Raw genomic sequence first — 14,816 nt, forward strand, 5'->3', positions numbered from 1 at the left:
CACCGGTTAGCGGCCTGATCAAGCTCGCGGTAGGTCATCGACCGGCCCTCGACGCTGACCGCCACCGCCTCCGGGATCCGGGCCACCTGTTCGGCGAACAACACCGGAATCGACGGCGCCGAGACGACCGGCCGCATCAACACCGCCCGATTACCCAGCACCGCCAACCGGACACGCTCGGACTCATCAAGCACATCGATCGACGACAACGTGCGGTTGGCGTCGGCGGTCATGGCCACCAACACCCGCCCCAGACGCTGCGCGAGATCGCGGACATCGGAGTTTGAAAAAAACTGCCTAGAACCCACCGTGCTGAGGAAAAGCTGCTCGCCGTCTCTGAAAAAGACCAGGCCGAATTCGACGGGGCCGGCGTGGGTCAGTGTTCCTGATACCGGAGCACCGGCGAGATCCGCCATATGGGTGGCCGGAATGAAATTGACGACCACCCTGTTCGACGCCTGTCCAGAGCCACGAAGACGCGCTTTATAATCAATCGAATGCACGGGGAACCGCTGATGCTGCAGCGCTTCCCGCATACATGTGTCGACATTTTTGCAAAACTCGGCGACTGTGAGGTCAGGCGAAGTTTTCAACGTCAGTGGCACAAAGCCGGAAATCATTCCGGCTACCATCTGGGTCTCTGCGCGTACTCGCCTGCTCACCGGAAAGTCGAGTACGACCTCCAAACTCTCGGTGTCGAACGCGCGCACCAGAAGCGCACACGCTGCGGTGATCACCGACGATCGACGCACCCCGAAGGTATGGGACAGCGCCTGGACGCCGGCCACTGCTGAACGGTCCAATTGAACGGGTTCAGAAGGTTCACCTGGATCACCGCCGCCGTCGTCGGCGATGGGCGCCAACCGATAACGCGCCTGGCTTTCCGGTGGAATGTTCTTGATCCAGTAAGCCCGGTCATCGAGATAATCAGTTGACGCTTCGTATTCATATTCGCAATCGATCAGATCCTTCAGCGATCCGAAAAAAGCGGGCGAGGCCGACGCGCCGGAAGCAATTGCGTTATAAATATACGCTATTCGGTGACAAACAAGAGTAATCCCGATTCCGTCCACCACTATGTGGTGGCAGCATGCGAACAAATAGAATTCATCCACCCGTGTCTGCATCAACGCGAATTTGAACAGCGGGCCGGAAAGGGGCATCAGGGTGCGTTGGATCGACGATGCCAGCCGGTAGGCACCCTGTGCGGGATCCTGCGAGCCGGTCAGGTCATAGCGAGCAAGCTCGACGTCCGGGTAATCAACCGGCTTCTGGAAGACCCTGCCGTCCAGCTCGAAAAACCCGGCTCTGAGCGGTTCGGCTTCGCGCACCGCCTGGATGATCGACCGCTGAAGCAAAGCAGGCTCGATCGCGCCGTCGATTCGGATCAGCTCGCCCAGCTGCCACGTCGCGCCGAAGTTGCCCGTTTTCTGTGCAAGCCAGATGTCCAGCTGTCCCCGCGTCAGCGGGAAGGCCCGGTCATCGAGTTCCATCCGACTACCCACCTGCTAAGTGCCTACTTATCAGCTGGGCGGGTCGCTACCAGCCTCACGCCCAAACTTTTCGACCAGTGAAACCGTTCGGAACCTTCGACTGGCTACCATGCCGCGGAGCGTATGGCCCCTTAAGCAGGCGTCGTCGGAATTCACGCCCAAGTCGAGTGGTGAGCGCGGGCAGATAGAGTAGCGCGCCGCGGAACTGCAGGATCCGCCGTCCACCCCCCGCAGGCCGGCATGACGGGCGTGGGCATCGGCAAAGTTCTGGGCGGGACTGCCAGCGCGGTTCAGTAACTGATGTGCGCTTCGCAGAAACCCGCTGGCCAAGGCTGCTCCCGATGTGACCCGCAGTGATGTTTGCGCTCGTAGCTTACCGCGCCGGCCAGGTGCGGGCCACCCTGAAATGATGAAGCATCCGGTGCTCGTTAGCCACGCTAGCGAACACCGCCTCGACTTATCCGGCGTTAGCCAGCAAAGGCGAACGTAAATGCCGAACGATTCCCTGGGTGCTCAGCGCCGTTGTCATTACTCGGCGCCCCGTAAAGATGCGCCCGATGCTGTGCGCACTCGTTATTTGCGAACAATGGCCGGACGTCTGCGAATTGCAAACCGAATCAGCTAACTCGCGCGACGCGGTGAGAAAAGCAGGAGCCACGGGTCCGCCGGCAACAAAATGCAGAGCAGCCGGCAATGCTCATTCCATCGGCGGCACCTGTAACTGCGCGAGTCAGCCGAAGGCAGCGGCCTCCGGGTCGAACTGAATGATCTTTGCGCGCGTTGGACTTACCCTTCGGGCATGAAGCCCTCGGCGCACACTGCCGTCACCCCTGCTATCCGGGTCGACGGACTGACCAAACGGTTTGGCCGCGTCGCGGCGGTCGAGGGTCTGACTATGAGCGTCGCGCCCGGCGAGATCTTCGGCTTCCTGGGGCCCAACGGTGCCGGCAAGTCGACGACGATTCGCCTGCTGCTCGGATTGATTCGCCCGACCGCGGGGACTGCGAGGATATTCGGTTGCCCCGCGGATGACGTCCGTCGGTCCCATCGTCACATCGCATACGTGCCTGCCGATGTTGCGCTGTGGCCGCGCCTGACGGGCGCGGAAATCCTTGAGCTGCTTGGCTCTGTCGGCCCCGGTGTAGACGCGGCCTATCGCAACGAATTGGTCGAGCGTTTCGATCTCGAGCTGGACAAGCCGGCCAGAACCTATTCGACGGGCAACCGGCAGAAGGTGGCACTTGTCGCCGCATTCGCGACACGGGCGCCGCTTCTCGTGCTCGACGAGCCGACAAGCGGTGTGGATCCCTTGATGGAAAGGGCATTTCGCGGCTGTGTCGCCGAAGCCCGCGAGCGGGGCCAGACGGTGTTCCTCAGCTCGCATCAGCTGGCCGAGGTAGAAGCCGTGTGCGATCGGGTAGCGATTCTGCGTGCTGGGCGACTCGTCGAAGTCAACAGCATCGGCGATCTACGCCGATTGCGTCGGACCGTAGTCGAGGTGTCCTATCGCGGCACTCGACCTGCCCTGGGTGATGTTGGCACCGTGTCCAGCGTCGAACAGCTGGACGGTGAACGCTTGCGCTTCAATCTGACTGGACCGCCGGCGGCCGCGATTCGAGCGCTCGCCGCGGCCGACATCACCGCGCTCACGATGCACGAACCGACTCTCGAGGAGATCTTTCTCGACTACTACGGAGAAGCTGCGCGATGACAGCGGCCACGGTGCCGGGTTCACCGGGATCCGCCGGCGCGCAACTCGCGCCGGGGCAGGCCGTGAGCCGGCTTGCCGTGCGCCAGCTCCGCCGAAGCGCTGCGGTGGTCGCCTTGATCTGCGGAATCATGTCGGCGTTGGTCGCCTTCCAGTACCAGCCGATCGGCGCCTTGCTGGATGAATCAGGGCTGCGCGTACTTGCCGAGAATCCCGCCATCAGGATCTTGTCGGGCCCACCGGTGGCTCTGGACAATCCCGGCGGTTTCGCCGTGTGGCGCACCGGCACAGCCATTTCGGTGCTCGCGAGCGGATGGATCACGCTTGCCGCCACACGTATCACCCGCGGCGAGGAGGATGACCGGCGGTGGGATCTGCTCCTCGCGGGACGCCTACGGATGCTCGACGTGGTTGCCCGATGCCTAGCCGCGCTTGTTGGTTACTCGACGCTGATCGGTGTGGCGGTCGCGGCGGGACTGCTGGCGGCGCACACCCAACCGACTGGCGCAGTGCTCTATGCAATCGGAATCGCCGGTATCGCCGCAACCTTCGCAACGACAGCTCTGCTCGCCGGACAAATCATGCCGAGCCGGTCCGGGGCCACGAGCCTTACGGTTGCCACTCTGGGCGCCAGCCTGATGCTGCGCATGATCTCCGACGGCTCGCATCAATTGGCATGGTGGGCTTGGATGACGCCGTTCGGGCTTGCCGCCCGCTCGGCGCCATACGCCGAAAACCGCCTTGTCCCGCTGATCGTGCTGGGTGCGTTTCCGGTAGTGCTGGCCGGAGCGACCCTCTTCGCGGCAAGCCGCCGCGATTTGGGTGCCGGGGTGGTGACGGTGCCGGTCAGCCGTCCTCCACGGACTCGATTGTTGCGGTCGATCGGCGGGTTTGCCTTTCGCCGGAGCGTCCGGACCACGCTAGGTTGGGCCACGGGTATCGCCGCGTACTTCTTTCTGGTCGGCCTGTTGCTCCCCTCCATTCTCGAGTTGTTTCAGGCGAACCCGCGCATCGCTAAACCTGCCGCGCCCACCGGGATGAGCGGTCATGAATTGGTGAACGTCGGCGCTGCGGTTCTCTTCGGCATGCTCGCGGTTGCCACAGGGCTGTACGCGGCAGTGCGTCTCGCCGTGATGGTCACCGACGAGAAGGCCGGTCGATTGACCTTGTTGTTCGCCCAGACTATTTCACGCGGACGTCTGATTTCGGCCGAGATCATGGTCACCGCCGGTGGGGTCGTAATCCTGCATTGCTCGGCTGCATTCGGCATTTGGGGCGGCGCCGAAATCGCCGGCGCCCCAATGCAGTTGAGCGATTCGGTTGCGGGCGCGCTGAATTCCGTTCCGGTGGCGTTACTCGCAGCCGGGGCGGCCGCGGTGGGGGTCGGGTGGTTGCCATCCGCTCCCGCCGCAATCGGCGCACTGCCGGTTGTGGGCGGGTTCCTGGTGAACGTGATCACGAAGTCCACGAACGCGCCCAGCTGGGTTGCCGACGTGTCGCCGTGGACGCACCTCGCCGCCGTACCCGACGCACCGCCCAATTTTGCGGCCACCGCCATTCTCCTGCTCGTCGGCGCCATCCTGACCGCGCTCGGAGTGTATGGATACGTCCAGCGCGATTTGGCAGCCTGATCAATCCGATCAGGGTCAGTTTCCTATCTGGGCATCGTCTGATCTGTCGAAATAAGAACGCATGTTGCGGGCCTCGTTGAGCTGCCGGGGAATCGCTCAACCACCCTGGAATGAGTAACCGATTTTGTCCAAAACCTGATGGAAAGACGGATCGCGGCCACACCGCTCCATTGCGGAGGTGCCTTTTCTTACCGACGCACGGCGGCCAGTCGATGGACCGGTAATTCGTCCGTCGAACGACCATTCGTTGGAAATCGCCCACTCAATACCCGGCAGTGCCTTTCCGCCCGACGGGGAAACGCGGTCACGCCGGGCAGGCTGGTCGGGCCCTTCGAATGTGGGGTGAGGGTGCTCCGTCGCGTGAGCGACGGCTTGTCGGGCGGTTATTGCACTCGGTGCCGGGCAGCCGTGCAGCGAACCCGGCGTCCACACGGTCCGTCCTACGGATGACGTCGATCGAGAACCTTTGACCGAGGCGCGCGTTGACTTGCTGGCCTACGATGACCCGGGGCGGGTAAACCCCAATCAGAAGGCGGCTCAAGCTTCCGGCTCGCAAGCGAGGGAAATCCCGATAGGAGGGAAACCCAGATGGGATTCATACCCGGTTTCAACGAAATGAAGGAGTCTGTCGAGGAATCTATCGACCTCCTCAGGCGTGCCATCGCGGCACTGGAAAAGCTTGCGGCAGAACAGGAGCGCGCCAATGATCTGTACGCCGAAGCGAATCAGGTCGGCCCCGCGCGAGCTCAGAACGTGACCAAGCTGTCGCGATGATCCTTCCGGGCGCATTCCTGTGCGGCGCCGAGAATAACGGCAGGGCCGAGGTCGCGAGTTCGTCGGATTCGGCGGCCCGTCGCGCCGGGACGCGCGGCACCTGCTAGCGGAGAACAACTCCTTCGAAATGCGCGCCCTCGCGACTTCGTGCGCCGCCGCGCGATCGGCGCCGGCTGCTACTCGAATGTGTAGCTTGAAGTCGGAGGTACCATCGCGTCCTACGCGATTTCGCGGCGGACGTTTGGGTATGTCTACCTCGCCCCTGATAATTCGTGTAGCAACGCTCGGGAGGTGAAGTGAGCGGACTCGAGAACCTCGACTTCTTCACCGACGAGTCGCTCGTCGATGACCCTTACGATTACTACGATGCGCTCCGGCATTGTCCGATACGACGTGAGCCAGCACATGGCGTCGTGATGGTGTCGGGGTATGACGAAGCCGTCGTCGTGCAACGCGGCGCCGACGAGGCCCTCTCGGTGTGCAATATCGTCAGCGGGCCGTGGTCGGGGCTTCCCATCGAAGCCGGCAGCGATGACATCGCGGATCTGATCGAGCGACACCGCCAGAGGATGACGTTCGGCGAATACTTCATCACGTTCGATCCTCCGAAGCACACCGCACACCGCTCGTTGCTGAGCCGGTTGTTCACGCCGAAGCAGCTGAAGAACAACGAGGAATTCCTGTGGCGTCTTGCCGATGAACAACTCAACCGCTTCGTCGCGGATGGCAAGTGCGAGATCGTCATTGACTACAATTTTCCGTTCACGCTCGACGCGATCACCAACCTGCTGGACGTACCGGAGGCCGACCGTGAGCGATTCCGCCGCGCGGCGATCGCCAGCAGGCTCGAAGGAGAACGCAGCGGCTTCGTCGGCGTGAAAGAGGAGTGGTTCGTCGAGTACATCGAGGAACGGCGGCGCGAGCCGCGCGACGACATCCTCACCGAGCTTGCGCTGGCGAAGTTCCCCGACGGGACGACGCCCGACCCTCTTGACGTCGCCCGCGTCGCCACCTTCATGTTCGCCGCAGGCCACGGCACCACGATCGACCTGTTGAGCCTCGCGATGTTGATGCTGGCCGAGCGACCGGATTTGCAAGAGCAACTGCGCGAGGACAATTCGATGATTCCCGCCTTCATCGAGGAGATGCTGCGCTTTGAAAGCCCGATCAAATCGAACTTCCGGATGGCGCGGCGTACCACCAGGATCGGCGACGTCGATGTGCCGGCCGGCACCAGCTTGCTCGTGATGAACGGTGCTGCCAACCGCGATCCACGACGGTTCGACGAGCCCAACAAATTCCGCCTCGGACGCCCGAACATATTGCAGCACATCGCATTCGGCCGTGGCATTCACACCTGTCCGGGTGCCCCGATCGCCCGCGCCGAGGTACGGGTGAGTCTAGAACGAATCCTCAACCGGATGGCCGACATTCGGCTGTCGGACACCGAGCACGGTCTGGCGGGCGCTCGTCGGCTCAAATGGGACCGCACATTCCTGTTCAGGCGCCTCAAGGAATTACACCTCGAATTCACGCCCGTTCAGTAGCCGTTCGATCGACAAAGCCGCCGGGTAAGCCGCGGCCTCAGCGCGCCTGGCCTTGCGACGCAAGGAAACCCGCGACGCCGCGGACCATCGCGTCGGCGTATTTCTGCCGGCCCTCCGCGGACTGCATCAGCGCCGAGTCCGCGGGATTCTTCATGTTGCCGCACTCGACGAGAACCGACGGGTACTGCGCCAGGTTCAGGCCGGCCAGATCCGAGCGCCCATACAGGCCGTTCTGCCCGATGTAGTTGGCCGGCGGGATCCCCGAGGCCTGCATCTGGTCGCGCATGATGCGGGCGTACTGCACCGAGGGTCCGGCCTGCGCCTGGTTGAGCGGTGGCGCCGAGTAGTTGACGTGGAACCCGCGGCCGGACGGCGGGCCGCCGTCGGCGTGGATGGACAGGATCGCGTTGGGATGCAGCGCGTTGGCCGTGCCGGCGCGCTCATCGACGCATGGCCCCAGACCGGTGTCGTTGGCGCGGGCCAGGGCGGTCCGGACTCCCAGCGCGGTCAACTCGGCGCGCACCCGCAGCGCCGTGTCCCAGGTGAAGGTGTGCTCCGGATAGCCGGCGGTGGTGGCCGTCCCGCTGGCCTGGCAGTCCTTGGTGCCGCCGCGGCCGGTGGGCACCTGCCGGTTGATGGACGCGTCATTGGAGCCGTTGTGGCCCGGATCGATGAAAACCACCATGCCGGCGATGTTGGAGGGGGCCCCCCACGCGGCCGGGGTGATCGCCGTCGACGCGGCAACGAGCACACCAACCGCCAATTTGATCCCGACACGTCCGCTCAGTCGTAGGTCCACGGCGCAAAGGTAACGTCGCGCGGTTTACGCTGGGTGTTCCGAATCGCCGGAGACTCACGAGCGAAATCAAGTCGAGACCAAGATGCGAGGGGATTGTCATGCAACCCGGAGGCGATATGTCGGCGCTGCTGGCCCAGGCGCAGCAGATGCAGCAAAAGCTCATGGAAGCCCAGCAGCAACTGGCGAACGCTGAGGTGCATGGTCAAGCCGGTGGGGGTTTGGTCAAGGTTGTCGTCAAGGGCAGCGGCGAGGTGGTCGCCGTGAAAATCGATCCCTCCGTCGTCGACCCGTCGGACGTCGAGACCCTGCAGGACTTGATCGTCGGCGCTATGGCCGACGCGTCCAAGCAGGTCACCCGGATGGCGCAGGAGCGGCTGGGGTCGCTGGCCGGCGGGTTCGGCCCGCCGCCGGGGCAACCGCCCGCGCCGGCGCCGGGCCTTTAGACTCCGCCCCCGACATGTTCGAAGGACCCGTCCAGGATTTGATCGACGAGCTGGGCAAGCTACCGGGCATCGGGCCCAAAAGCGCCCAGCGCATCGCCTTTCACCTGTTGTCGGTTGAACCGCCGGATATCGACCGGCTGACCGCGGTGCTGGCGAAGGTCCGCGACGGTGTGCGGTTCTGTGCGGTGTGCGGCAACGTCTCCGACAACGAGCGCTGCCGGATCTGCGCGGATCCCCGACGGGACGGCTCGCAGGTGTGCGTCGTCGAGGAGCCGAAGGACGTGCAGGCCGTCGAGCGCACCCGCGAATTCCGCGGCCGCTATCACGTGCTGGGCGGTGCGCTCGATCCGCTGTCCGGGGTGGGGCCCGATCAGCTGCGGATCCGCGAGCTGCTGAGCCGGATCGGGGAGCGGGTCGACGACGTCGACATCACCGAGGTGATCATCGCCACCGACCCGAACACCGAAGGCGAGGCGACGGCCACCTACCTGGTTCGGATGTTGCGCGACATCCCCGGGCTGACCGTGACACGGATCGCCTCCGGGCTGCCCATGGGTGGTGACCTGGAATTCGCCGACGAGCTGACGCTCGGCCGCGCGCTCACCGGCCGCCGGGCCATGGTCTGAGGCACCGGTCACCTGGTCACCACGGCGAAGTTGTCGCTGGTCTTCCACGCCGCCTCGAACGTCGCCAACGGAACCTGCTCGTCGCGGCCGGCCTCGATGCCGCTGTCGTTGAGGTGCGCCATGTGGGCCCCGGTGTCGATGCCGGTGACGACGACGAAGTGGTTTTCCCGGCTCCGGTCGCCGGAGTCGTTCCAGATGGTGTGGTCGTTGAGGCCGACGATCACCTTCTGACCGCGATCCAGATCCTGCGCCAGCGCATCGGTGGTGGAGCGCACCGCGTCGGCGCGGATGCCGTAGTGCGCCAGCAACACCGGCACGTCCTGGTTGCGGGTCTTGCCCGCCGGCCGGTAGATCGGTCCCGGGTGGCTCACGCTGGGGATGCTTGCCGCCGCGGTGGTGACGTCGTCCTCGCCGGGCAGCCGGCCGGTGATCTGCCCGACCACGTCGGCCACCGCCATCTCCGCGCAGTCGTAGTCCTGTTGCTGGTAGCGCCAGTAGCCGGCGGCGGCGGCCGGGTCGCCGTGCATGCCGTCGCGGATGGCGTGGGCCGCGCCGGCGAAGGTGATCGCCACCGCGGCGGCGGCGCCCAGTATCGCCGCGAGTTTGGTACGGGTGTGTGGCATGGAGGAAGGCTGAGCGATCGCCCTAGAAGGATCCTTGGAATCCGGGCGCAGCTGCCCTCTAGCGCGCCGCCAGCCGCTCGCGGCGCAACAAGTCCACTTCCGGCATCGGCAGCGGGGACAGCTCACCGACCACCGTGCTCAGCAGCAGGTCGGCCAGTTGCGGGTTGCGGGCCAGGCATGGCCCGTGCATGTAGGTCGCGATCACGCTGCCCTGGACCACGCCGTCGAAACCGTCCCCGGACCGGTTGCCGGCGCCCTTGACCACCGCGCCCAGCGGCGACGCCGACGGGCCCAGCACCGTGCCGCCGCGGTGGTTCTCAAAGCCGGTGAGACGCTCGGTCAAGCCGGCCAGCAGCGGCTTGGTCGCCAGCTCGCCGATGGTGCGCGCATCCTGCGGTGACGTCGTCGCGTCCAGCATGCCCACGCCGTCGACGCGTTCCCCGGCCGACGTCTCATACCAGTGCCCGAGCACCTGAACGGCCGCGCAGATCGCCAGCACCGGGGTGCCCCGTTCCGCGGCGCGCTGCAGGCCCGGGTACTTGATCAAATGTCGCGTGGCCAGCCGCTGCGCGTAGTCCTCGGCCCCGCCCAGCGTGTAGAGGTCCAGCGACTCGGGCACCGGGTCGGCCAGGGTGATCTCGACGATCTCGGCGGCGATGCCGCGCAACCGCAGCCGTTGGCGCAACACCAGCGCGTTGCCGCCGTCGCCGTAGGTGCCCATCACGTCGGGCAGGACCAGCCCGATCCGCACCTTGGACAAAGATCCAGCGTCAGCCATGGCGCGCCAGTGCCCGTTGCAGCTGGAGGAACGCGGTGTAGTTGGCGACGACCTCGACCCGCCCCGGCGGGCAGGACGCGATCGCGGCGACGGTGTCGTGCACCAAGGTGTGTTCGACGCCCGCGTAGCCGAGGCGCACCGCCAGGTCGGTGCCCCGCTCCCCGGCGGCCACGACGGCCGTGTGTTCGAAGTGCTCGAATCGCACGTCCCACAACCACGACAGGTCCTCCCCGTCGGGCACCTGCCCGTTGACCGAGATGACCACCCCGGCCGCGCGCTTGTCCACCATCGACAGCGCCTCCTGCCAGCCGGCAGGATTCTTGGCCAGCAGCATCCGCACCTCGTGCTCGCCGAGACGGACGGTCCGATAGCGCCCCGCGACCTCGTCGACCGCCGAGACGGCCGCGACCGCCGACGCCGGATCCGCGCCCAGCGCGGCCGCAGCGGCCACGGCCTGGGCGGCGTTGCCGCGATTCACCGCGCCCGGCAGCTTCAACCGCATCGGCAGGGACAGCCCGTCGGGCCCGTACAGCGTCTCGTTGTCGAACCACCATTGCGGGCTGGGCCGCTTGAAGTCGGCACCCGTGGAGTACCAGTGTCCGTGCTCGCGCACGATGATCTCACCGCTGCGCGGGCAGCTGACCGAGTCGTTCGCCCACGAACCCCCGGCGGCCACCCACACCACGTGGGGGCTGTCGTAGGCCGCCGACGTCATCAGCACGTCGTCGCAGTTGGCCACGACGATCGCATTCGGGTGCCGGGCCAGGCCCGCGCGCAGGGTTCGTTCGATGACGTTGATCTCGCCGACCCGGTCCAGCTGGTCGCGCGACAGGTTGAGAAGCACGACGACGCTGGGCTCGACGGCGTCGGAAACGTGCGGGACGTGCATTTCGTCGACTTCGAGGGCGGCCAGGGACGCTTGACGTTCGCCGGCCAGCGCGGCCACCAGGCCGGCGTCCATGTTGGCGCCCTCGGCGTTGGTGGCGACCGGGCCCAGCGTTTCGAGCGCGGCCGACGTCATCCGGGTGGTGGTCGATTTGCCATTGGTGCCGGTGACGATGACGGTGCGCCGGCCGGCGGCGAGCTGCCGGAGAACCGAGCGGTCCAGTGTCATCGCGATCAGGCCGCCGATCATGGCCCCGGCCCCGCGGCCGGTCACCCGGGATGCCCAGCGCGCGCTCGCTCCCGCGGCGAGGGCCAGACGGGCACGGGTGGTGATCACGCGGGTGAGTTTAAGGGGAGCGGGTCGCCCGCATCGATTCACGGGCGATCGCAAGCGCGGCGCCGTGCGCCGGGCGCAGCGGGTCGCCCGCATCGATTCAAGCGCCGACACGGCGCGCAACGACCCGAGGATGTCGGTCGGCCGTGCCATCCTCACTTTATGAGCGCGGTGTGCTGGGGTCGGCCGGCCAGCGAGCCGGACGCGGGTTGGGCCGTCGTCGACGTCGAGACCTCGGGCTTCCGGCCGGGTCAGGCACGAATCATCAGCCTTGCGGTGCTCGGGCTGGACGCCGACGGCGGGGTCGAGCAATCGGTGGTGAGCCTGCTCAACCCCGGGGTCGATCCCGGTCCCACCCACGTGCACGGCCTGACCGCCGCCATGCTGGAAGACCAACCGCAGTTCGCCGACATCGTCGGAGACGTGATGGAAGTGCTGCGCGGCCGCACGCTGGTGGCCCACAACGTGGCGTTCGACTACGCCTTTCTCGCCGCCGAGGCCGAACTCGCCGAGATCGAACTTCCCGTCGACAGCGTGATGTGCACGGTCGAGCTGGCGCGGCGGTTGGACCTCGGCATCGACAACCTGCGGTTGGAGACACTGGCGGCGCATTGGAGCGTGACCCAGGAGCGCCCCCACGACGCCTTCGACGACGCAATGGTGCTGACCGGCGTTCTGGCCTCGGCGCTCAAGCTCGCCCGCGAAGGCGACATCTGGCTGCCGGTACATCCGGTGACCCGGCGCCGCTGGCCGAACGGCCGGGTCACCCACGACGAGCTACGCCCGTTGAAGGTGCTGGCGTCCCGGATGCCCTGCCCGTATCTCAACCCGGGCCCCTACGTGGGCGGCCGGCCACTTGTCCAGGGCATGCGGGTGGCGCTGGCCGCCGAGGTCGGCCGCACCCATGAGGAACTCGTCGAGCGGATCCTGCATGCCGGGCTGGCCTACAGTGACGCCGTCGACCGGGAGACCTCGCTGGTGGTCTGCAACGACCCCGCCCCCGAGCAGGGCAAGGGCTATCTGGCCCGGCAGTTGGGGGTGCCGGTGATCTCCGATGACCAGTTCATGGACTGCGTCGGCGCCGTCATCGGCGGCACCAGCATGGACGAATTCACCGACACCACCAACGTGGACCCGCAGCTCGCGCTCTTCTGATCAGGCGCGAGCGGCGCGGTTGACCGCCGACACGACGGCACGCAGCGACGCGGCGGTGATGGACGGCGCGATGCCGACGCCCCACACCGTCTGCCCGGACACCGACGCCTCCACATAGGCGGCGGCCTGCGCGTCGTCACCGGAACTCATCGCGTGCTCGGAGTAATCCAGGACGGCCACGTCGAAGCCCACACCGCCCAGCGCGTGGACGAACGCGGCCAGCGGGCCGTTGCCGGCCCCGCTGATCTCGGTCTCCACCCCGTTGATCTTGACCGTCGCGGCGATGCGGGTGACGCCGCTGTCTTCCTCCGAGGCGTCGACGCGCTGTTTCACCCGCTCCAGCGGCCACGCCGGGGCCAGATACTCCTCGGAGAAGGCATCCCACATCTCCTTCGGAGAGACCTCGCCGCCCTCGCCGTCGGTGATCTTCTGCACCACCTGGGAGAACTCGATCTGCAGCCGTCGCGGCAGGGCTAGGCCGTGATCGGCCTTCATGATGTAGGCCACTCCGCCCTTGCCGGACTGCGAGTTGACCCGGATCACGGCCTCATAGGTGCGCCCGACGTCCTTGGGGTCGATCGGCAGATACGGCACCTGCCAGAGCATGTCCTCGACGTCGGTGTCCGCGGCGTCAGCGTCGACCTTCATCTGGTCCAGGCCCTTGTTGATGGCGTCCTGATGGCTACCGGAGAACGCGGTGTAAACCAGGTCCCCGCCGTAGGGGTGACGCTCGGGGACAGGCAGCTGGTTGCAGTACTCCACCGTGCGGCGGATCTCGTCGATATTGGAGAAGTCGATCTGCGGGTCCACGCCGCGCGAGAACAGGTTCAGCCCCAGCGTCACCAGGCAGACGTTGCCGGTGCGCTCGCCGTTGCCGAACAGGCAGCCCTCGATGCGGTCAGCGCCCGCCTGGTAGCCCAATTCCGCTGCGGCGACGGCGGTTCCGCGGTCGTTGTGCGGGTGCAGGCTCAGGATGACGGATTCCCGGTTGGCCAGGTTGCGGCTCATCCACTCGATCGAATCGGCGTAGACGTTGGGCGTGGCCATCTCCACGGTGGCGGGCAGGTTGAAGATGATCGGGTTTTCCGGTGTGGGCCCGATGATTTCGCCGACGGCGTCGCACACCTGCTTGGCGTACTCCAGCTCGGTTCCGGTGTAGGACTCCGGCGAATACTCGAAGCGCCACCGCGTGCCCGGGTACTTGGCGGCCTCGTCGACGCACTTGCGGGCGCCTTCGGTCGCGATGTCCCGCACCGCGGCCTCCTCGGCGCGAAACACGACGCGGCGCTGCAGGATTGACGTCGAGTTGTAGAAGTGCACGATGGCCTGCGGTGCGCCTTGGCACGCCTCGAACGTGCGCTCGATCAGCTCCGGCCGGCACTGGGTCAGCACCTGGATGGTGACGTCGTCGGGGATGGCGCCGTCGGTGATGATCTCGCGAACGAAGTCGAAGTCGGTCTGGCTGGCCGACGGGAACCCGACCTCGATCTCCTTGTAGCCCATGCGAACCAGCAGATCGAACATGCGGCGCTTACGGGTGGGGCTCATCGGGTCGATCAGCGCCTGGTTGCCGTCGCGCAGATCCACCGCGCACCACAGCGGCGCGCTGGTGATGACCCGGTCGGGCCAACTGCGATCGGCGAGCCGGATCGGCTGGACCTCGTCGGCGAAGGGCCGGTATCGGTTGACCGGCATCGACGAGCCTCGCTGGGGGTTCCACGCGGGCTGCCCGGGACCCGGTGGGCCCGCAGGTTTGACGATGCTGCGTGTCGAGCTGAATGCGTCGGGATTGGAAGTCACGGTAATTGCTCCGGGGATATTCAGAAGGAACCTCAGACCGGCGCATCGCGAACACCCGCGACGGGAAGCCGGTCTGGATCAGACCCCGTCGCGGCGTCCGAGGAGGAGCACCCGCTGCACGCCCTGAACTTTACCGCGATTAGTGCCGTGGTGAAAATTGCGCCGGGATCCCGTTGAAACCGCAGGCCGGGGTGCCGAGTATCGCGACGTAAATCACCAT

Annotated in this window: 13 protein-coding genes; 7 read left to right on the forward strand and 6 right to left on the reverse strand. The window is 66.1% G+C overall.

Translation table 11 applies throughout. The features are described 5' to 3' along the window. Positions 1-1,493 (reverse strand): condensation domain-containing protein (locus tag EPN51_RS08985; protein ID WP_293040595.1); only part of this gene is annotated, 1,493 nt, incomplete at its 3' end. Positions 1,494-2,292: 799 nt separating this feature from the next. Here EPN51_RS08985 and EPN51_RS08990 point away from each other — a divergent pair. From EPN51_RS08990 to EPN51_RS09005, 4 genes are all read left to right on the forward strand, one after another. After that, positions 2,293-3,204, forward strand: coding sequence for an ABC transporter ATP-binding protein (locus EPN51_RS08990; RefSeq protein ID WP_293040597.1), 912 nt, complete (start codon positions 2,293-2,295; stop codon positions 3,202-3,204). Beyond that, positions 3,201-4,832 (forward strand): ABC transporter, encoded by a 1,632-nt coding sequence (locus EPN51_RS08995; RefSeq protein ID WP_293040600.1) that lies wholly within the window; start codon positions 3,201-3,203, stop codon positions 4,830-4,832. Before EPN51_RS08990 ends, EPN51_RS08995 begins: the two co-directional genes overlap by 4 nt. Positions 4,833-5,420: 588 nt before the next feature. Next, positions 5,421-5,606, forward strand: coding sequence for a hypothetical protein (locus EPN51_RS09000; RefSeq protein ID WP_293040602.1), 186 nt, complete (start codon positions 5,421-5,423; stop codon positions 5,604-5,606). Between the two features lie 296 nt (positions 5,607-5,902). Further along, complete coding sequence (locus tag EPN51_RS09005) at positions 5,903-7,153, forward strand: cytochrome P450 (RefSeq protein WP_293040605.1); 1,251 nt, start codon at positions 5,903-5,905, stop codon at positions 7,151-7,153. A 37-nt stretch (positions 7,154-7,190) separates the two neighbouring features. Here EPN51_RS09005 and EPN51_RS09010 read toward each other — a convergent pair whose 3' ends face one another. After that, positions 7,191-7,952, reverse strand: coding sequence for an Rv3717 family N-acetylmuramoyl-L-alanine amidase (locus tag EPN51_RS09010; RefSeq protein ID WP_293040607.1), 762 nt, complete (start codon positions 7,950-7,952; stop codon positions 7,191-7,193). Positions 7,953-8,050: 98 nt separating this feature from the next. Between EPN51_RS09010 and EPN51_RS09015 the strand changes: the two genes are divergently transcribed. Beyond that, a complete protein-coding gene (locus tag EPN51_RS09015) occupies positions 8,051-8,395 on the forward strand; it encodes a YbaB/EbfC family nucleoid-associated protein (protein ID WP_293040610.1) in 345 nt (114 codons plus the stop codon). Between the two features lie 14 nt (positions 8,396-8,409). After that, positions 8,410-9,021 carry a recombination mediator RecR gene (gene recR, locus EPN51_RS09020; protein WP_293040612.1) on the forward strand — a complete coding sequence of 204 codons (612 nt, stop codon included), beginning with the start codon at positions 8,410-8,412 and terminating at the stop codon, positions 9,019-9,021. 8 nt (positions 9,022-9,029) lie between these two features. On the opposite strand, the gene EPN51_RS09025 is transcribed toward recR, so the two are convergent. Genes EPN51_RS09025 through EPN51_RS09035 form a run of 3 tightly spaced genes read right to left on the reverse strand, consistent with a single transcriptional unit; the run spans position 9,030 to position 11,644 of the window. Continuing rightward, on the reverse strand, positions 9,030-9,644 hold the full coding sequence (locus EPN51_RS09025) for a hypothetical protein (protein WP_293040615.1): 615 nt from the start codon (positions 9,642-9,644) through the stop codon (positions 9,030-9,032). A gap of 58 nt (positions 9,645-9,702) precedes the next feature. Then, the gene (locus EPN51_RS09030; RefSeq protein ID WP_293040617.1) at positions 9,703-10,422 is read right to left on the reverse strand and encodes a type 1 glutamine amidotransferase; all 720 of its coding nucleotides are present in this window, start codon (positions 10,420-10,422) and stop codon (positions 9,703-9,705) included. Then, a complete protein-coding gene (locus EPN51_RS09035) occupies positions 10,415-11,644 on the reverse strand; it encodes a Mur ligase family protein (protein ID WP_293040620.1) in 1,230 nt (409 codons plus the stop codon). The genes EPN51_RS09030 and EPN51_RS09035 overlap by 8 nt, the downstream gene beginning before the upstream one ends. Positions 11,645-11,803: 159 nt before the next feature. On the opposite strand from EPN51_RS09035, the gene EPN51_RS09040 reads away from it, so the two are divergent. After that, positions 11,804-12,796, forward strand: a complete 993-nt coding sequence (locus tag EPN51_RS09040; protein ID WP_293040622.1) for a DEDDh family exonuclease — start codon at positions 11,804-11,806, stop codon at positions 12,794-12,796. On the opposite strand, the gene leuA is transcribed toward EPN51_RS09040, so the two are convergent. Further along, entirely contained in the window at positions 12,797-14,602 is a 1,806-nt protein-coding gene (leuA, locus tag EPN51_RS09045; RefSeq protein ID WP_293041064.1) for a 2-isopropylmalate synthase, read from the reverse strand. It lies immediately after the preceding gene. Positions 14,603-14,816 lie beyond the last annotated feature (214 nt).

Origin of the sequence: Mycobacterium sp. (assembly GCF_004298145.1) — a bacterium.
In the GTDB taxonomy this organism is placed as follows: Bacteria; Actinomycetota; Actinomycetes; order Mycobacteriales; family Mycobacteriaceae; genus Mycobacterium.

What these genes read in the sequence shown, in the direction of transcription:
- EPN51_RS09000 (WP_293040602.1), top strand. Translation starts at nt 5,421, where the DNA reads ATGGGATTCATACCCGGTTTCAACGAAATGAAGGAGTCTGTCGAGGAA.
- EPN51_RS09025 (WP_293040615.1), bottom strand. Translation starts at nt 9,644, where the DNA reads ATGCCACACACCCGTACCAAACTCGCGGCGATACTGGGCGCCGCCGCC.
- EPN51_RS09040 (WP_293040622.1), top strand. Translation starts at nt 11,804, where the DNA reads ATGAGCGCGGTGTGCTGGGGTCGGCCGGCCAGCGAGCCGGACGCGGGT.
- EPN51_RS09030 (WP_293040617.1), bottom strand. Translation starts at nt 10,422, where the DNA reads ATGGCTGACGCTGGATCTTTGTCCAAGGTGCGGATCGGGCTGGTCCTG.
- recR (WP_293040612.1), top strand. Translation starts at nt 8,410, where the DNA reads ATGTTCGAAGGACCCGTCCAGGATTTGATCGACGAGCTGGGCAAGCTA.
- EPN51_RS08995 (WP_293040600.1), top strand. Translation starts at nt 3,201, where the DNA reads ATGACAGCGGCCACGGTGCCGGGTTCACCGGGATCCGCCGGCGCGCAA.
- EPN51_RS09015 (WP_293040610.1), top strand. Translation starts at nt 8,051, where the DNA reads ATGCAACCCGGAGGCGATATGTCGGCGCTGCTGGCCCAGGCGCAGCAG.
- EPN51_RS08990 (WP_293040597.1), top strand. Translation starts at nt 2,293, where the DNA reads ATGAAGCCCTCGGCGCACACTGCCGTCACCCCTGCTATCCGGGTCGAC.